Source organism: Piscinibacter gummiphilus, from assembly GCF_002116905.1.
GTDB classification, from domain to species: Bacteria; Pseudomonadota; Gammaproteobacteria; order Burkholderiales; family Burkholderiaceae_C; genus Rhizobacter; species Rhizobacter gummiphilus.
In genome coordinates this window covers 523076-541735 of sequence record NZ_CP015118.1, presented here as the reverse complement: position 1 = coordinate 541735, position 18660 = coordinate 523076, and the positions used below count along the sequence as shown (strand labels likewise).

General features: G+C 72.0%; 13 protein-coding genes. 7 read left to right on the top strand and 6 right to left on the bottom strand.

Going from position 1 to position 18660, the window contains the following annotated elements:
* The first annotated feature begins 23 nt into the window (after nucleotides 1-23).
* Nucleotides 24-1088 (top strand): M48 family metallopeptidase, encoded by a 1065-nt coding sequence (locus tag A4W93_RS02325; protein ID WP_085749085.1) that lies wholly within the window; start codon nucleotides 24-26, stop codon nucleotides 1086-1088.
* 7 nt (nucleotides 1089-1095) lie between these two features.
* Here the strand turns inward: A4W93_RS02325 and A4W93_RS02320 are convergent, their stop codons facing one another.
* Entirely contained in the window at nucleotides 1096-2388 is a 1293-nt protein-coding gene (locus A4W93_RS02320; RefSeq protein ID WP_085749084.1) for an amidohydrolase family protein, read from the bottom strand.
* Between the two features lie 5 nt (nucleotides 2389-2393).
* A complete protein-coding gene (upp, locus tag A4W93_RS02315; RefSeq protein ID WP_085749083.1) occupies nucleotides 2394-3023 on the bottom strand; it encodes a uracil phosphoribosyltransferase in 630 nt (209 codons plus the stop codon).
* 182 nt (nucleotides 3024-3205) lie between these two features.
* On the opposite strand from upp, the gene purB reads away from it, so the two are divergent.
* From purB to A4W93_RS02285, 6 genes are all read left to right on the top strand, one after another.
* The gene (gene purB, locus A4W93_RS02310) at nucleotides 3206-4573 is read left to right on the top strand and encodes an adenylosuccinate lyase (protein WP_085749082.1); all 1368 of its coding nucleotides are present in this window, start codon (nucleotides 3206-3208) and stop codon (nucleotides 4571-4573) included.
* Between the two features lie 13 nt (nucleotides 4574-4586).
* A complete protein-coding gene (gene pyrF, locus A4W93_RS02305) occupies nucleotides 4587-5417 on the top strand; it encodes an orotidine-5'-phosphate decarboxylase (protein WP_085749081.1) in 831 nt (276 codons plus the stop codon).
* A 105-nt stretch (nucleotides 5418-5522) separates the two neighbouring features.
* Entirely contained in the window at nucleotides 5523-8744 is a 3222-nt protein-coding gene (locus A4W93_RS02300; RefSeq protein ID WP_085749080.1) for a PAS domain-containing hybrid sensor histidine kinase/response regulator, read from the top strand.
* A 170-nt stretch (nucleotides 8745-8914) separates the two neighbouring features.
* Nucleotides 8915-9316: a hypothetical protein gene (locus tag A4W93_RS02295; protein ID WP_157131573.1), complete on the top strand. Its 402-nt coding sequence runs from the start codon at nucleotides 8915-8917 to the stop codon at nucleotides 9314-9316.
* 952 nt (nucleotides 9317-10268) lie between these two features.
* Nucleotides 10269-11156: a 4-hydroxy-tetrahydrodipicolinate synthase family protein gene (locus tag A4W93_RS02290; protein ID WP_085749078.1), complete on the top strand. Its 888-nt coding sequence runs from the start codon at nucleotides 10269-10271 to the stop codon at nucleotides 11154-11156.
* A 73-nt stretch (nucleotides 11157-11229) separates the two neighbouring features.
* Complete coding sequence (locus A4W93_RS02285) at nucleotides 11230-11724, top strand: hemerythrin domain-containing protein (RefSeq protein WP_085754006.1); 495 nt, start codon at nucleotides 11230-11232, stop codon at nucleotides 11722-11724.
* A gap of 3 nt (nucleotides 11725-11727) precedes the next feature.
* Here A4W93_RS02285 and A4W93_RS02280 read toward each other — a convergent pair whose 3' ends face one another.
* From A4W93_RS02280 to A4W93_RS02265, 4 genes are all read right to left on the bottom strand, one after another.
* Nucleotides 11728-14130, bottom strand: a complete 2403-nt coding sequence (locus tag A4W93_RS02280) for a CHASE2 domain-containing protein (RefSeq protein WP_085749077.1) — start codon at nucleotides 14128-14130, stop codon at nucleotides 11728-11730.
* Nucleotides 14131-14132: 2 nt separating this feature from the next.
* The gene (locus A4W93_RS02275; protein WP_169726499.1) at nucleotides 14133-15782 is read right to left on the bottom strand and encodes a FecR family protein; all 1650 of its coding nucleotides are present in this window, start codon (nucleotides 15780-15782) and stop codon (nucleotides 14133-14135) included.
* A gap of 98 nt (nucleotides 15783-15880) precedes the next feature.
* A complete protein-coding gene (locus A4W93_RS02270; protein WP_085749075.1) occupies nucleotides 15881-18145 on the bottom strand; it encodes a xanthine dehydrogenase family protein molybdopterin-binding subunit in 2265 nt (754 codons plus the stop codon).
* Nucleotides 18142-18618 (bottom strand): (2Fe-2S)-binding protein, encoded by a 477-nt coding sequence (locus tag A4W93_RS02265; protein ID WP_085749074.1) that lies wholly within the window; start codon nucleotides 18616-18618, stop codon nucleotides 18142-18144. The genes A4W93_RS02270 and A4W93_RS02265 overlap by 4 nt, the downstream gene beginning before the upstream one ends.
* Between the last annotated feature and the right edge of the window lie 42 nt (nucleotides 18619-18660).

The window sequence follows — 18660 nt, the reverse complement described above, 5'->3', positions numbered from 1 at the left end:
CACTTCCCCACCCCCTCATTCCGATGAATCTGGACCTGCCCATCGACTTCCGCGAAGGCAAGGGCGCCCGCCCGCTGCCGGCGACGCTGCGCATGGGCCAGGAACGCCTGCTGGTGGCCGGGAAGGGGCTCGCGCGCAGCTTGGCGCTCGACGACCTGCTGGCGCCGGAACGCACCACCGACGGGGGCCGGTCGCTGCCGCTGCGCGACGGCGGGGTGTTGTACTGCCCCGACGGTGCCGCCTGGGACCGCTGGGCCACCGCCGCCGGCCTGCGCCGCCGCCTCGTGCCGCGGGCCAACCCGGTGTGGGCCTGGACCGCGCTGTTCATCGCCACGCTGGCCTGCACGGTGGCGCTCGGCACCTCGCTGTACGTCTGGGCCCTGCCCTGGGCCGCCCGCACGCTCGTCGCGATGGTGCCCGCCGAGGTCGACCGGGCACTGGGCGACGCCGCCTTGAAATCCGTGGAGGCCGACGACCTCGCCCCGAGCGAACTCGCCGAGGCCCGCCAGGCCCGGCTGCGGCTCGCGTTCGCCGGCGTGGTGCGCCAGGCCTGGGGCGACCTGCCGCCGCCGCGGCACGAGCTGCTCTTCCGCAAGTCGCGCGACCCGGCCATGGGACCGAACGCCTTCGCGCTGCCCGGCGGCACCATCGTCGTGACCGACGAACTGGTCGAGCTGCTCGACGGCCACGAGGACGCCGTGCTCGGGGTCATGGCCCACGAACTGGGCCACGTCGAGGCCCGCCACGGCATGCGGCTCTTCGTGCAGACCAGCGTGCTGGGGGTGCTGGCGGGCTGGGTGCTGGGCGATTTCAGCGGCGTGGTGGCCGCGGCCCCGGTGATGCTGGGCCAGGCCGCCTACTCGCGCGATGCCGAACGCGAGGCCGACGCCACGAGCGTGCGCGTGCTGAAGGCCAGCAACATCTCCCCGCTCGTGATGGTGACCTTCTTCGAGAAGCTGGCCGCGCGCGTGTCGGCCGAGCCCGCCACGGAGGCCACCCCGCGCTGGATGGGCCTGGCCATCGCGTCGCACCCGGACGACGCCGAGCGCATCCAGTTCTTCCGCGACGCCGCCCAATCGCGGCTCTGACCCGCGCTCAGCGGCGCAGCACCCAGTCCACCGACGCCGGCCGCCCCGGCAGGTCCAGCGTGGCCGTGGCCGGCGCCGACCGGGCCACCACCCGGCCGCCGCGCACCACCAGCAGCCGCGTGGCGCGCAGCCGGATGGCCTCGGCCGGGTCGCGGGCCTGCAGCAGCACCATGTCGGCCCGGTTGCCCGGCGCGAGGCCGTAGCCGTCGAGCCCCAGCACCGCCGCGTTGTTGCGGGTGACGGCGTCGAAGCAGGCTCGCATCTGCGCCTGCGAGGTCATCTGCGCCACGTGCAGGCCCATGTGGGCCACCTCCAGCATGTCGCCGGAGCCAAGGGAGTACCACGGGTCCATCACGCAGTCGTGGCCGAAGCCCACGTTGACGCCGGCGGCCATCAGCTCGGGCACCCGCGTCATGCCGCGGCGCTTCGGGTAGGTGTCGTGCCGGCCCTGCAGCGTGATGTTGATCAGCGGGTTGGCCACCGCATGCACGCGCGCCTCGGCGATCAGCGGGATCAGCTTGCTGACGTAGTAGTTGTCCATCGAGTGCATGGACGTCAGGTGCGAGCCGGTGACCCGGCCCTGCAGCCCGAGGCGCACCGTCTCGGCGGCCAGCGTCTCGATGTGGCGCGACATCGGGTCGTCGGTCTCGTCGCAGTGCATGTCGACCGGCAGGCCGCGTTCGGCCGCCAGCTCGCACAGCAGGCGCACGCTCTCGGCGCCCTGGGCCATGGTGCGCTCGAAGTGCGGGATGCCCCCCACCACGTCCACGCCCAGGTCCAGTGCCCGCTTCAGGTTCGCGAGCGCGTTCGGCGAACGCAGCACACCGTCCTGCGGGAACGCGACCAGTTGCAGGTCGAGGTACGGCGCCACGGTGCGCTTGACGTGCAGCAGCGCCTCCACGGCCAGCAGCCGGTCGTCGCACACGTCCACGTGGGTGCGGATGGCCAGCAGGCCCTTGGCCACCGCCCAGTCGCAGTACGCGAGCGCCCGTTCGACCAGCGCCTCCTGGGTCAGCAGCGGCTTCAACTCGCCCCACAGTGCGATGCCTTCCAGCAGCGTGCCGCTGGCGTTGACGCGCGGCAGGCCGTGGCTGAGCGTGGCGTCCATGTGGAAATGGGCGTCGACGAACGGGGGCGACAGCAGCCACCCGCCGCCGTCGATCTCCGGGGTGCCGGCGGGCACGGCCAGCACCGGCCCCACCGCTTCGACGCGGCCGGCGTCGACGAACACGTCCTGGCCGGTGCGCCCGTCGGGCAGCGTGACGTGGCGCAGGCAGAAGGTGCGGTCGGCGTCGGCCATGGGGGTCACTTCGTCCCGAAGATGCGGTCGCCCGCGTCGCCGAGGCCCGGCACGATGTAGCCGTGTTCGTTCAGCCCGCGGTCGATGGCGGCGGTGTAGACCGGCACGTCCGGATGGGCCGCGACGAACTTCGCGAGCCCCTCGGGCGCGGCCAGCAGGCACACGAAGCGGATGGACTTCGGGTTCGTGGCCTTCAGCCGCGTCACGGCCGCGATGGCGGAGTTCCCGGTGGCGAGCATCGGGTCGAGCACGATCGCCTCGCGCTCGTCCATGCCCTGGGGCATCTTGAAGTAGTACTCGACGGCCTGGAGCGTGTTCGGGTCGCGGTAGAGGCCCACGTGGCCCACGCGTGCGCCGGGCACGATGCTCAGCATGCCGTCGAGGAAGCCGTCGCCCGCGCGCATGATGCTCACGAACACCGTCTTCTTGCCGTCGATGACGGGGCTCTTCATGGGCTCGAGCGGGGTCTCGATGTCGATCAGCTGGGTGGGCATCTCCCGCGTGACCTCGTAGGCCATCAGCATGCTGATCTCGCCCAGCAGGCGGCGGAAGCCGCTGGTGCTGCGGTCCTTCTGGCGCATCAGCGTGAGCTTGTGCTGGATCAGGGGGTGGGTGATGTGGTGGACGTTGCTCATGATCTCGGATCCGGGGAAACAGGCTGCCACTTTAGGGCAACGGCCCGGGGAGAGCACAAAAAGTGCCAACCCCGCGCCAGGACACCCGCGGGCCCTTAAAATCCCGGTTTGCCCCCCCAACGCTGCGGCGGCATCTTCTCCACCCCCTTGCCGCGACCGTGTCCCCCCCGGTCGCCCCCGCCATGAACCTCTCCGCCCTCTCCGCCCTGTCGCCCCTCGACGGCCGCTACGCTTCGAAGGTCGCCGCGCTGCGCCCCCTCCTGAGCGAATTCGGCCTGATGCACCGCCGCGTGCAGGTCGAGATCGAATGGTTCATCGCCCTGTCCGACGCCGGTTTCAGCGAATTCAAGCCGCTGTCGGAAGCCGCCCGCGGCCTGCTGCGCGGCCTCGTCACCCGCTTCTCCGAGGCCGACGCCCAGGCCATCAAGGACATCGAGAAGACCACCAACCACGACGTCAAGGCCGTGGAGTACTGGCTCAAGGACCGCTTCGAGAGCAACGCCGAGCTGAAGAAGACCGGCGAGTTCGTGCACTTCGCCTGCACCAGCGAGGACATCAACAACACCAGCCACGGCCTGATGCTCAAGGCCGCGCGCCAGGACGTGATCCTGCCGGCCGTCGACAAGATCATCGCGAAGCTCACCCAGCTCGCCCACGACTTCGCCGCCGTGCCCATGCTGAGCCGCACGCACGGCCAGACCGCCAGCCCCACCACCGTGGGCAAGGAAGTGGCCAACGTGGTCGCGCGCCTGAAGAACGCCCGCGAGCGCATCGCCGCGGTCAAGCTGCTCGCGAAGATGAACGGCGCGGTCGGCAACTACAACGCCCACCTGTCGGCCTACCCCGACCACGACTGGGAAGCCTTCAGCCAGCGCGTGATCGAGAAGCAGCTGGGCCTGACCTTCAACCCGTACACCATCCAGATCGAACCGCACGACTACATGGCCGAGCTGTTCGACGCGGTCACCCGCACGAACACCATCCTGATCGACTGGTCGCGCGACGTGTGGGGCTACATCAGCCTCGGCTTCTTCAAGCAGAAGACCAAGGAAGGCGAAGTGGGCTCGTCCACGATGCCGCACAAGGTCAACCCGATCGACTTCGAGAACGCCGAAGGCAACTTCGGCCTGGCCAACGCGCTGCTCACGCACCTGAGCCAGAAGCTCCCCATCAGCCGCTGGCAGCGCGACCTGACCGACAGCACGGTGCTGCGCAACATGGGCGTGGGCCTCGGCTACGCGCTGCTCGGCTACGACTCGCTGCTGCGCGGCCTCGACAAGCTGCAGCTCAACGAGGCGGCCCTGTCGGACGACCTCGACGGTGCGTGGGAAGTGCTCGCCGAACCCATCCAGACCGTGATGCGCCGCTTCGGCCTGCCCGAGCCGTACGAGCAGCTGAAGAAGTTCACGCGCGGCCAGCCGATGACGCGCGAGCTGATGCAGGGCTTCATCGCCGGCCTGTCGCTGCCCGAGGCGGAGAAGCAGCGCCTGCTGGCCATGACCCCGGCCACCTACACGGGCCAGGCCGCCGCGCTCGCCCGCAAGATCTGAGGGGAGCCACCCCATGGACTTCCTCGCCCAGCTGCAGCGCGCCGAGCGCAAGAACCAGTCGATGCTGTGTGTCGGCCTCGACCCGGAACCCACGAAGTTCCCGGGCACGATGCGCGGCGAACCCGCGCGCATCTTCGACTTCTGCGCCCGCATCGTCGACGCGACGAAGGACCTCGTGATCGCGTTCAAGCCGCAGATCGCGTACTTCGCCGCGCACCGAGCGGAAGACCAGCTCGAGCTGCTGATGGCGCACATCCGCCGCGTGGCCCCCGAGGTGCCGGTGATCCTCGACGCCAAGCGCGGCGACATCGGCTCCACGGCCGAGCAATACGCCCGCGAGGCCTTCGAGCGCTACCAGGCCGACGCGGTCACCGTGTCGCCCTTCATGGGCTTCGACTCGATCGAGCCGTACCTGCGCTACCCCGGCAAGGGCGTGATCGTGCTGTGCCGCACGTCCAACCCGGGCGGCAGCGACTGGCAGTTCCAGCGCCTCGCCGACGTGGACGGCCAGCCGCGCCTGTTCGAGCACCTCGCCCGCCTGGCGCAGACCGACTGGAACCGCAACGGCCAGCTGGGCCTCGTCGTGGGAGCCACGTTCCCCGCCGAGATCGAACGGGTGCGCCAGCTCGCCCCCACGCTGCCGCTGCTGATCCCCGGCGTCGGGGCGCAGGGTGGCGACGCCGTGGCCACCGTGAAGGCGGGCTGGCGTCCCGACGCGCCCATCGTCGTCAACTCCTCGCGGGCGGTGCTCTACGCCTCCGCGGGCGACGATTTCGCCACGGCGGCCCGCCGCGTGGCGATGGAAACCCGCGATCTGCTGAATTCCGCACGCAGCACGGTCTGACAGGCGGAACGCGCGGGAAAACGAGACTGCGCGTGACGGTGGTGGCGATGACACACTGAGGCACACCCGCTTCAACGTGTCACCCACGCCGCCCCACCCCACCGCATGACCGCCCCGAAAGACCCCGTGGCACCGAAGCCGGCCGCCCGCGCCCGGCTCGGTTCCGGCCGGAACGTCGGACGGTTCTACTTCGGCGCCGCCGCGCTCATCGCGATCGGCAACGCCCTCCTCTATGCCTTCGTGCCCCTGCACGTCAGTGCCGCCTGGCAGGACGTGCTCGTGGTCGCGTGCATCTGGCTCGGCATCGTGTTCCTGTGGGCCATCCGCCAGCTGGCCACCCAGCCCATCGGCAAGGTGGTGCGCAACGCCGCGTGGTGGGCGGCGGGCGTGGCGCTGCTGTCGGCGGTGTCCACCGGCCAGGGCGTGCACACGCCCAGCCTCGGCTACCTGAGCCTCTTCGTGTGCCTCGTCACAGTGCTCGCCGGCGTGCGCAGCGGCCTCCAGCTGGCCCTGGCCTGCGCGCTCGGGGTGGCGGGACTCTGGGCCTCGGAGGCCTTCGGCCCCACGCCGCCCGACACCACGCTGCAGCACCTGCTGACCCACCTGCTGCTGCTCGCCACCGCCGTGGTCGGCGCCGCGCTGATGGCCCGCACGCTGCAGCACGCGCTGCGCCAGGCCGACGAACGCGAGCAGCGCTTCCGCGGCCTGCTCACCCTCGCGGCCGACCTGTACTGGGAGGTCGACCAGGACCTGCGCCTGGTCGACGTGCCCGACGACCTGTCCCCCGGTTTCCTGCGCCCGCCGCAGGGCTCGGCCGGGGCCCACCCGTGGGAGCTCGACCTGGGCCTGAGCGAACGAGACCGCATCACCGCGCGCTCGGCCATCGAGGCCCGCCGGCCCTTCTCCGAGCTGCGCATGCAGCGCACCGACCGCGACGGCCGCATGCGCCAGTTCGTGATCAGCGGGCGCCCCCGCTTCGATGCCGAAGGCACCTTCCTCGGCTACTGGGGCGTGGGCAAGGAGATCACCGCCGAACTGCTCGCGCAGCAGGCCGTGCGGGCGAGCGAGAGCCGCTACAAGGAGCTGTTCGCGCGTTCGCCGGCGCCGCTGCTGATCCACCGCGGCGGCGTCGTGCTCGTGGCCAACGAATCGGCCGCCCGCATGTTCGGCTTCGCGACCCCGGAGCAGCTCGTGGGCACGGCGCTGCTGCCGCGCTACGCGGCCGGACCGTCGCGCGACCTGCAGACCCGCCGCCTGGCCGAGCTGGAGCACATGCCGATGGGCAGCGCGCTCGAACTCGCCGACTTCCAGCTGCATTCGGAGGACGGCCGCCGCCTGACGGCCCAGGCCACCGACGTGCGCGTCAACGAGGTGGACGGCCCGGCCACGCTGTCGATCTACCACGACATCACCGCGCGGGTCGCCACCGAAAACGCGTTGCGGCGGTCCGAGGTGATGCTCACGCACATGTTCGCGACGAGCCCCGACTTCATCACGCTGAGCGAACTCGACACCAGCCGCTACCTGATGGTCAACGAGAGCTTCTCGCGCATCTTCGGGTACACGAACGACGAGGTCGCGGGCCAGTCGGCCCTCGAACTGGGCATCTGGTACGACCCCGAGGAACGCCGGCCGCTCGTCGAGGCCATCGAGACGAACGGCGAGATCCACGAGTTGCCCGTGACCTTCGTGACGAAGGCGAAGCAGCCCGTGTCGCTGCTGCTGTCGGCCGCGCGGTTCGAGCTCGACGGGCGGGTCTACATGGTGGTCAACGGACGCGACGTCACCGAGTCGCAGCGCGTGCAGCACGAGCACGAGGCGATGCTGCAGAATGCGCTGATCGGCATCGCGCTCACACGCGGTGGCCGTTTCGTGCAGGTCAACGACCGCTTCGAGCGCATGTTCGGGTGGCCTGCGGGCGAACTCGTGGGCCAGGACGAACAGGTCGTGTGGCTGCACGGCGAGGCGCCGGAGGAGCGTCAGCCCGACACCCCGCTCGAACTCGAACGCGTGATGCGCCGCCGCGACGGCAGCACCTTCACGGGCCGGGCCATGGCCAAGCCCGTCTCGTCGCCGCACCCGCGCCTCGACGGCACCATCTGGATCGTCGAGGACATCACCGAACGCCGCCAGATCGACCAGGCCCTCGCCGAGGCGCGTGACCGCGCCGAAGCGGCGAACCGTGCCAAGAGCGCGTTCCTCGCGAACACCAGCCACGAGATCCGCACACCGCTCAACGGCCTGCTGGGCCTGGCCCGCCTCGCGATGCAGCAGGGCATCGACGAACGCCGTCGGCACCAGTACCTCGCGCAGATCCACGACAGCGCGCAAAGCCTCGCGGGCATCATCTCCGACATCCTCGACCTCTCGAAGATCGAGGCCGGCAAGTTCAGCGTCGAGTCCGTGCCGTTCGACCTGCGCGCGCTGCTCGCCGCCGTGCACCACGCCTACCAGTCGCTCGCGCATGCGCATTCGCTCGGGCTGCAGCTGCACATCGACGAGTCGCTGCCGGCCACGGTGCGCGGCGACCCGCTGCGCCTGCGGCAGATCCTCAGCAACTACATCACCAACGGCCTGAAGTTCACGGCACGCGGCCACGTGCGCATCGAGGCAGCGCCCGCGGGCGACGGCTTCATCCGCTTCAGCGTGTCGGACACCGGGCCCGGCATCGACGGCGACACCCAGCGCCGGCTGTTCCAGCCGTTCACGCAGGCCGACGAGTCCACCACGCGGCGCTTCGGCGGCACGGGCCTCGGCCTGTCCATCTGCAAGGAGCTCGCCGAACTGATGGGCGGGCGCATCGGCGTCGACAGCCGCATCGGCGAGGGCAGCCGCTTCTGGGCGGAGCTGCCCATGCCCGAGACCGAAGCCTCCGACGCCCTCGCCGACGACGAGGCGCAGGACGTGGCGCGGCTGTCGGGCATCCACGTGCTGCTGGTCGAGGACAACCCCGTCAACATGCTGATCGGGGTGTCGACGCTCGAGCAATGGGGCGTCGACGTCGTGCAGGCCCACGACGGCCACGAGGCCATCGCGGCGGTGGAGCGCGCCGTGCGCGCACGGCGCCCGTTCGACGTGGTGCTGATGGACGTGCAGATGCCGCAGCTCAGCGGCCACGAGGCGGCGCGACGGCTGCGCGAGCACCACTCCGCGGAGGCGCTGCCCATCATCGCGCTGACTGCCGCGGCGCTCGTGTCGGAACGCGAGGAGGCGCTGGCGGCGGGGATGAACGACTTCCTCACGAAGCCCATCGATGCGCAGCGGTTGCGGCGGGCGTTGATCCGGGTGATCGAGGGGCACTCGCAGTTCGGGTCGTTGAGCGTGTGAGTTCTTCGCACACACGCTGTCACCCCGACGAACGCCGGGGGCCAACGCCTCACGGCACGGCGCATCAAAGGGCATCCAGGGTGCCTCCATCGCGCTGGCAGCGCAGCGAGAAGCGGCTTCAGGCACAGAGCAGCTGTTGGCTTCCTGCTTGGCGCAGTATGCTGTGACGCATGACTCTGCTGCATGCTGTCAAAGCGCTTTTCTCGCGCGGTGCGACGCAACCGGCTCCGGCTGACGTGCCTGAAGCACGGCTCATGTGGGATCTGGTTGTGGGCAAGAGCAAGCTGGGCGAGATGACGTTCCTCGCATACGAGACGCCCTGGGTCACCGCGGCGTTCTCACCGACTCCGGAGTTCGAGCGGTGGGTGCCCTTGATCAGATGGCGGGAACGACTCGACGCTGCGCCCGAAGATGAGGGCGATGAGTCCCATCTTGAGCCTGAGGTGGAGAAGCTGCTGGCCGAGGCCCAGGCAGCTGGCGGAATGGTCGCTGTTGAACGCGAAGATCCGAACGCGCCGAGGAGGAGCCGTTTCCACTTCACGGATGATTTCAAGCGCGTCAGCCTTCGTTGAGGCTGGGTTTGCGCCGGGAGCGGCCGCGGTCCTTCAGCGACTGGCCGTCGGAACGCCTTCTGTGCATTGCCGTCGAACGCCCATTGCTGTCTTGGGAAAATCGAGGCATCGACTGATTGACCCGCTCTGAAGCGGACTGCAACGAAGCTGCCGGTCTCTCGACTCGATCGCGCCGCAAAAAACAAACTGTCGTCCCGGCGAAGGCCGGGACCCTGGGCCTGGCGCGCGAACACAGCGTCATCGCAGAACCCGATGCCACCGCGTGCAGGCGCCAGCGCCTGCGCTCAGCAGGATGTTCCGCCCTGCGCGGAACGACGCGAGTGGCTCGATTGAACCGAGCGTTCGCGAAGGCAGACCCCGCGAGTCAGAGCCTGGCGAGAAGTCCTGGCGTCATCGAGTTCTCGGCGTTCGACGCGCGAGTCCCGCGGAGCAGGAGCAGCAGAGCCGAATAAGCCGAAGCTGGTGTTCAGGTGCTTTGTTGGTTACTTATTTGCACCAGCAAATAAGTGACTCGCCCGCCGGGGCGAACTCCCGGCGCGGTCTCACTCACGAGGGGAACGGTGGCGCGCGCAGCCGGCACGGCCTGATCGAGCAGGGCCCTCCGCGCTTCGGGGCAGGTCCAGGGTCCCGGCCTGCGCCGGGACGACGAGTGTTTTGAGAGCGCCTTGACGCTCCCTACAGCGATGGGCATTCACCACAACGACCTGCTATCCTCCACCCCCATGCGCGCACGTCCCACCCCCGACCACCCGACCGGCATCGCCCGGCCGCGGTCGCGCGCAAATCGAAAAAACAGCAGCTCGTCTGACCGGAGCGGCTGTGCCGTTCGCAGACGAGCGAAGGCACACCGACTCCCGGAGATCCGGCCGCACCTGCTGACCGACCCCCTCCTCCCGGCTCGCACTCGAACGTCTCGCACGGACTTCCATCGGTCTCGTGGAGAGAACAGTTCATGCAACACACTTTTTCGGGCATCTGGGTGCCGCTCGTCACCCCGTTCGCGGCCGACGGCCGCGTCGACACGCCGCGGCTCGCCGCGCTGGCCCGCCACCTCGCGTTCGCCGGCATCCGCGGCTTCGTCGTGTGCGGCACCACCGGCGAGCCGGCCACGCTCGACGACCAGGAGAAGGCGAAGGTGCTCGACACCGTCGCCGCGGCCTGCCCCGGCGTGCCGCTGGTGATGGGCGTGGGTGGCATCGCGCCGCGCGAGGTGGCGGCCCAGTGCCGGCGCTGGGCCGAGGCGCAGGAGCTCGCGGGCTTCCTCGTGGCCCCGCCCGCCTACGTGCGCCCGTCGCAGCGCGGGCTCGTGGACTTCTTCGCCGAGGTGGCCGCCACCGCACCGAAGCCGCTCGTGGTCTACGACATCCCGTACCGCACGGGTGTGGAGATGACCCTCCCGACGCTGCGCGTGATCGCCCAGCTGCCGAACGTGGCCGCGCTGAAGGACTGCGGCGGCGACGCGCGCAAGACGCAGGCGCTGATCGCGGACGGGCGCCTGGCCGTCCTCGCGGGCGACGACCACCAGATCTTCACCACGCTGTGCCAGGGCGGACGCGGCGCCATCGCGGCCAGCGCCCACCTGCACCCGCGCGCGTTCGTCGCGCTGCACGAGGCGGTGGCGGCCGGCCGCTGGCTCGACGCACGCAGGCTGCACCACGGCCTCGCACCGATGATCGCCGCGGCCTTCGCGGAACCCAGCCCGGGGCCGCTCAAGGGCATGCTGGCCCGGCTCGGCCAGCTGGAGCCGGGCGTGCGCGCGCCGATGACCCCGGCCGGTCCGGATGCGCTGCGCCAGTTGCAGGCCGCCCACCAGGCCGCCGCGGATCTGGTGCCGGTCTGATCCGGATCAAGGACAGCACGGCGGCGACCCTTCACGCTCCACCTTGTTCCTCCCCAACGACGTGGAGTTCACGATGCAAGCGATGCAATGGTCGGCCGCGCTGGCCCTCGACCTGCCCGAGATGGATCACACGCACCAGGAGTTCGCCGAACTCCTGGCGGCGGTCCAGCGGGCCCCCGACGCCACGATCACGGCCGCCTGGACCGACCTGATCGCCCACACGGCCCAGCACTTCGCGCAGGAGGACCGCTGGATGCGGGACACCCGCTTCGCGTCGAGCAACTGCCATTCGACACAGCACGAGGTGGTGCTGCGCGTGATGCACGAGGGCGAACTCGCCGGCCAGGCCGGCGCGCACGGCGTGGTGCGGCGCATGGCCGAGGAACTGGCGACCTGGTTCACGCAGCACACGCAGACGATGGACGCCGCGCTCGCGCTGCACCTTCGCCGCGTGGGCTACGACCTGTCGACGGGCGAGGTGCTGGTGCCCTCGGCGCTGCCGCGCTCGGAGATCCGCGGCTGCGGCTCGGCCGAATGCGCCCCCGTGGACGCGCTGGCCGCCACCTGACGCTCAGGTCGCCCGCTCCCGCGCCGGCCCCGGCCGGCCGTGGGCCGCGATCACCTCCAGCAGGCGCTGCCGCGCGAGCGGCTTCACGAGGTGCCCGTCGCACCCCGCCGCGTGGCTCGCCGCCTCGTCCTCCGCGAACGCGTTGGCGGTCAGGGCCACCACCGCGGTGCGGGCGATGCCCGTGTCCGACTCGAAGCGGCGCAGTTCCCGCGTGGCGGTGAGCCCATCCATGCCGGGCATCTGGATGTCCATCAGCACGAGGCCATAGCTGCGCTGGCGGAACATGCTCAGCGCGACCTCGCCGTTGCCCGCGACGTGGATGGTGTGCGGCGTGCGCTGCAGCATCGCCTCGACGACCGTGATGTTCACGTCGTTGTCCTCGGCCAGCAGGATGGCCACGCCATCGGCCGGCTGCGCCTCCGGCGCCGCGGCCACGGGGCCGGCCTCGGCGGGCGCCGGCGGCAGCAGGATGTCGAACACGAACGTGGAGCCGAGGCCCGGCATGCTGCGCACGTCGATGTGCCCGCCCATCAGCTCGACGAGGCGCCGCGTGATCGCGAGACCGAGCCCCGTGCCGCCGTAGCGCCGCGCCATGCCGGGGTCCGCCTGCACGAAGGGCTCGAAGATCATCGGCAGCTTCGCCGCCGCGATGCCGATGCCGGTGTCGCTCACCTCGAACACCACGCGCTGCCCCTCGCCGCGGGTCACCCGCAGGTGCACCCGTCCCTCGTGGGTGAACTTCACCGCGTTGCCCAGCAGGTTCACGAGCACCTGCGTGAGGCGCCGCGCATCGCCCGTCACGGCGTCCGCCACGTCGGCATCGACATGGTGCTCGAGCACCACGTCCTTGTTCCGGGCCCGCGACCCCAGCAGCGCCATCACGTCGCCGGCGAGTTGCCGCAGCGAAAACGGCAGCGCCTCGACCTGCAGGCGGTTGGCCTCGATCTTCGAGAGGTCCAGCAGGTCGTCGATCAGCGCGGTGAGCGATTCGCCGGACTGCTGGAAGATCGTCACGTAGCGGCGCTGCTCCTCGGTGAGCGGCGTGTGCAGCAGCACCTCGGCCATGCCCAGCACCGCGTTGAGGGGCGTGCGCAGTTCGTGGCTGACGTTCGCGAGGAACTCGCTCTTCGCGGCGTTGGCGGCCTCGGCGATGCGGCGGTCCTCCGCGAGGCGGCGGTTCGCGAGCGACATCACCCGTGCGTGGCGCGCGGCATGCAGCGCCATCAGCACGGCCCACGCGACGAGCGCCGGCAGCATCGACACCTCCACGCGCAGCCAGCGCAGCGCCGCGAAGGCGGTGAATGCGATGAGCAGGGGAACCGCGAGGCACGCCGCGAGCCGCCACCCGTTCAGCGGCCGGCCGGGCACGAGCCCCGCGAACAGCGGCAGCAGGGCCAGCGCCACCAGGCCGGCGAGGCCGGGCCATGGCGCGGTGCCGGCCACCTCGCCCCGGGCCATCGCGTCGTGCACGTTCGCGAGCACGGCGGTGCCGGGCAGCACACCGTGAGGCGTCAGCACCTCGTCGCCGAGGAAGGCCGAACTGCCGACGAACACGGTGCGGCCGGCGATGGCCTCGCGCAGGTCCTGGTCCACCCGTTCGCCGAGGGCGGCCTCGATGACGGACCGGTACGCGAGCGTGGGCACCTGCGTCGCGTTGGCCGGCAGCAGCACGCTGGCGCGTCCGTCGCGGTCCACCGGCCACCGGTGGTCGCCGACCGCGACGGTGCCGGGCGACGACGTCACCCCGGCCGGCGGCCCCGCCTGCATCAGGAACAGCGCGAGCGGCAGCGACGGCAGGCGGTACCCCTCGGCATCGTGCAGCAGCGGCACCTTGCGCAGGCGCCGGTCCGCCTCCAGCGGCGTGGAGATCATGCCGAGGGCACCGGGCGGCGACAGGGCGACCAGCAGCGTGGGCGTCGGCCAGGTCATCGCGGCCCAGCGCACCGCGCCCTCGCCGCCGGCGGGCCCGAGCGCGTGACGCTCGCGCAGCGGCGCCGGCACGGCCCGGTGGTCCAGCTCCTGCCGCAGCCCTGCCATGCCCAGCACGACGTCCGGCCGCTTCGCGATCGACTGCGCCAGCAGCGCGTCGCCGTCGCGCGCCTCGTCGAACACCACGTCGAACGCGACCGCCCGCGCGCCAGCGTCGCGGAGGTAGTCGAGCAGCAGCGCGTGGATGTCGCGACGGTACGGCCAGGGGCCCAGGCGTTCCTGCAGGCTGTGGAGGGACACGTCGTCGATGTCGACGACCAGCACGCCCTCGAAGGCGCTGTCGCGGGCCGCCAGGCGGCGCACGGTGTCTTCGAGCGCGTCGGACGTGCCGCGGAAGCCCGGCACCACGGCCACGAGCACGGCGGCCAGCAGCGCCACGAGGGGCGGCCAGGCGCGGCGCAGGGGCGGAAGGGTCATGGTCAGAGCAGGAAGATCATCATCACGGCCGGCATCAGCAGCCACCAGTTCGAGCGCGGCACCTCGACCCGCTGCGCCGCGCCGAACGGGCCTTCGAAGCCGTCGGCGTCGATCGTGCGCGCGCGCAGGTAGTAGGTGCCCGGCGCGGGCGTGGCCACCGCCGCGGGCTGCTCGGTCGTGCGCCGATCGTCCACCAGCACCGTGAAGCCGGGGTCCTCGGCGACCTGGAAGTGGGCCGTCTGCCCCGGCAGCAACTGGCCCCAGCGCACCTGGAGGCCGTCCGGCGAGACCTGCGGCGCCTCGAGCGCCGGAGACGCCGGCATGGCCCGCTGCTCGAAACGCACGGGATCACCGAAGGGGCCGCGGTCGTTGCCCGCGGCGATGCTGGCCACCCGCCAGTGGTACGGGCCGGGCGGCAGCGGCACCGCCACCTTCGGCGTGGACACGTCCTCCCGGTCGAAGAGCGGCTGCGCGAAGGTGGCATCGGCAGCCACCTGCACGTGGTACCGCTCGGCCGGCTCGACCTGGGCCCAGGTCAGCGTGACGGCATCGCCGTACGCCTTGGCGTCCGGCACCGGCGCGAGCGTGAAAGGCGCGTCGGGCCGGGCCTTCAGCTCGAAGGGGCGGTCGCCGTCGCGGCCTTCGAGGCCGTCGGCGTCGCGCCCGCGCACGCGCAGCACGTAGCGGCCGTCGGGCAGGTCGGCCCACCGGGCTTCCGGCGCGGTGGGGGTGGCGTCGAGCAGCAGCTGGTCCGGCGCGTTCGGCGCGAACACCTGGGCGCGGTAGGCCACGGCACCGGGAATGGCGGGCCAGCCCAGGCGCAGCGGCAGGCGTTCGAGGCGGGCCGGCAGGCCGGACAGATCGGGCGCCGGCGGCAACGGCCGGGGCGCCGCGAGGGCCCCGCCCGGCGTGGCCACCAGGCCGCGGCCCGCGGGCACCGACACGCTGGCCTTCTCGCCGTCCGCGGCCACGCGGCCTTCGAGCACCTCGAGGCGGCTGCGTTCTCCGGCGGGATCGACCCCCGCACGGAACTCGGTGCCCCGCACGCCGAGGTTGACGGCGGGGGTGCGCACCTCGAAGCGGCGCGTGGGCGCGCTGGTGGGCGGCACCCTCAGCTCCGAAGTGCCCTCGATCAACTGCACGGAGATGTCCGGCACGGCGGGTTTCCCGATGCTGAGGAGGCGACCGACCTTCAGCGTGGTGCCCGGCACGACCATCAGGCGCGATCCGTCGGCGAAACGCACCGTGGCGGAGGCGTCGGCGCCGGTGCGCAGCAGGTCGCCGGTGCGAAGCGCGGCGCCGGCGGCCAGCGGCCGGGGCGTGGCCTCGCCCTCCCGCTGCACCGACGCGTCGCCCCGCACGAACACGGCCTCGGCCATGGCCACCTGATGGCTCACCCAGCCCAGGGGCAGGCGCACCACGGACCCGGGCACGAGGCGGTAGGGATCCTTGATGCGGTTGAGGGCCTGGACCTCGCGCCAGCGCAGCGGTCCGTCGAGGTACAGGCGGCCGAGCCCGATCAGCGTGTCACCGGGGGCGATGCGGTAGTGCCATTCGTCCGGAGCCGCCGGTTCGGCGCGCGCCGCGGCCGTGGCCAGGCAGGCGAACGCGCACGCCGTGCGGATCCACCCCCTCGTGGTTCTGCGTCCCATGATCACACCCTCCCGTTGCGGTGTTCTTGTCGATTCTCCCGGGGCGCCGGGACCACCCATTCTGATCCTTTTGGCGGGCGGCGGGAGGGTGGGCGGGACTACGCCACGAGCGGCAGGCTCCGCAGGCGCCGGCCCGTGAGGGCGAACAGCGCGTTGGCGACCGCCGGCGCGACCGGCGGCACCCCGGGTTCACCGACACCGCCCGGCGCGCGTTCGCTCGCCACGAGCCAGGTCTCGATGCGCGGGCTCTCGGCGAGCGTCAGCAGCCGGTAGTCGTGGAAGTTGGTCTGCTTCACCACCCCGCCCTCGATGTCGATGCGCTGGTGCAGCGCGGCGCACAGGCCGAAGACGATGGCCCCTTCCATCTGCTGCGCGACGATGCCGGGGTTCACCACGGTGCCCACGTCGGCCGCGCACACCACGCGGGTGGCCCGCGGCTTGCCGTCGGCCAGCACCACCTCGACCACCTGCGCCACGATGCTGCCGAAACTCTCGTGCAGCGCCACGCCGCGCGCGCGGCCGGCGGGCAGCGGCGTGCCCCACCCGGCCTTCTCGGCGGCGAGCTTCAGCACGGCCGCGTGGCGCGGCGCGTGCTCGAGCAGGGCCAGGCGGAAGGCCAGCGGATCGCGCCCGGCGGCATGGGCCAGTTCGTCGACGAACCCTTCGGAGAAGAAGGCGTTGTGCGAATGCCCGACCGACCGCCAGTAGCCCACCGGCACGCCGCTGAACGTGGCGACGTGGGCCATGTGCTGGTGGCCGATGCCGTACGGCAGGTCGAACAGGCCCTCACTGTTGCTGCGGTCGGGGGTGTCGGCCAGCGCCAGCGCGGGCACCGTGCGGCCGAGCCAGCGCGGCGTGATGGCGTCGCCGGCGCTCGTGATGCTCAACGCGGCCACCTGGCCGTCGGCATCGAGCCCGCCGCGCAGCACCGCCACGGCGGCGGGGCGGTAGAAGTCGTGGGTGATGTCCTCCTCGCGCGGCCACGTGAGCTGCACGGGGCGGCCGTTGGTCTCGACGGCCACGCGCACGGCCTGGCCCACGAAGTCGACGTCGAGCCGGCGACCGAATCCGCCGCCGAGGTACGTGACGTGGAGCGTGACCGCCTCCTCCGCCACACCGGCGACCCGCGCCGCCACCGCACGCGCGGCGGTGGGGAACTGCGTGGGCGCCCAGACCTCGACCCGGCCGTCGGCCACGCGGGCCGTGCAGTTGATGGGTTCCATGGCCGCATGGGCGAGGTACGGCGCGCTGTAGACCGCCTCGAGGCGCTTCAGGGCGGCCGCGTGGGCCGCGGCGGCGTCGCCCCGGCGGTGGAACGTGAAGCCGCCGCCGTCGCGGGCCTGCTGCTCCAGCGTGGCCATGATGCGGGTGGTGTCGGGACCGGCTGCAGGCGGCGCGCGCCATTCGGTGTCGAGCGCCTGCAGCCCGCGGCGGGCGTGCCAGAAGCTGCGCCCGACCACGGCGACCGCCTCGTGCGAGCCGGCGTAGCGGCCCAGCCGCACGACCCGCTCGACCCCGGGCGCGCGCAGCGCGGCGGCGGTGTCCAGGCGGCCCGGCGAACCGTCGAGCATGGGGGCGTGCTGCACGGCGGCGTACACCATGCCGGGCAGGCGCACGTCGAGGCCGAACACGGCGGAGCCGTCGACCTTCGAGGGCAGGTCCGTGCGGGGCGCGGATGTGCCGATGAGCGACCAGTTCTTGCGCGGCTTCAGCGTCACCCCCGTGGCCGGCGTGGCGGCCGCCGCCCGCGCGAACTCGCCGAAGTGCGCCGCCGGGCCCGAACCGTGGCTGATGATGCCGCGCTCGATCTCGAGGTCGTCGACCGGGAGCTTCCATTGCAGCGATGCCGCACCCAGCAGCTGCGCGCGGGCGGTGGCCGCGGCCAGGCGCAGCACGTCCCACGCGTCGGCCACGCTCGACGAGCCGCCAGTGACGACGAGGCCCAGCTCGGTGCCGAGCTTGCTGACGATCCAGCGGCTGCCGCGCACGGTGAGGTCGGGCGCCTCGGTGTCCACCGACGACGGATGCAGCGGCAGCGACGCGACGAGCAGCGCGACGTTGCCATGGATGCGGTCGGGGCCGGCGGGGTCGAGCCGCACCATCGACAGCGGCACGTCGAGTTCCTCGGCCACCAGCATCGACAGCGCGGTGTGGATGCCCTGCCCCATCTCGCTGCGCGGCATCACGAGGTGCACCAGGCCGTCGGGCGCGATGCGCAGCCAGCCGTTGAGCGCGATGGTGCCGTCGGCCGCGGGTTGACGGGCCGACTTGCCGAGGCGGCTGCGCGGCGGCAGCGCGCCCCAGCCGACCACCAGGGCGCCGGTGGCGGTGGCGGCGCCCAGCAGCAGGCTGCGGCGCCTCATCGGGCGGCCCCCGCGCGCAGCTGCCGCGCGGCGGTCTTGATGGCCTCGCGGATGCGCGGGTAGGTGCCGCAGCGGCAGAGGTTGGTGATGGCCGCGTCGATGTCGGCGTCGCTCGGGTCGCGGTTGCGCGAGAGCAGCGCGGCCGCGGCCATCAGCATGCCGCTCTGGCAGTAGCCGCACTGGGGCACCTGGTGCGCGAGCCAAGCCTGCTGCAGCGGGTGGGGATGCCCGGGCGCCCCGAGGCCTTCGATGGTGCGCACGGCCTTGCCCTGCACGGCCGACAGCGGCGTGACACACGAGCGCACGGCCTGCCCGTCGACGTGGACGGTGCAGGCGCCGCAGGCGGCGATGCCGCAACCGTACTTCGTGCCCGTCAGGTCCAGCACCTCGCGCAGCACCCACAGCACGGGCATGTCGGCGTCGACGGCATCGTCAGGCAGCGGGCGGGCGTGTCCGTTCAGGTGGAGGTTCATGCGTCAATCTGGTGCGCGGGCTCGGCCCGGGACGGAGGACCC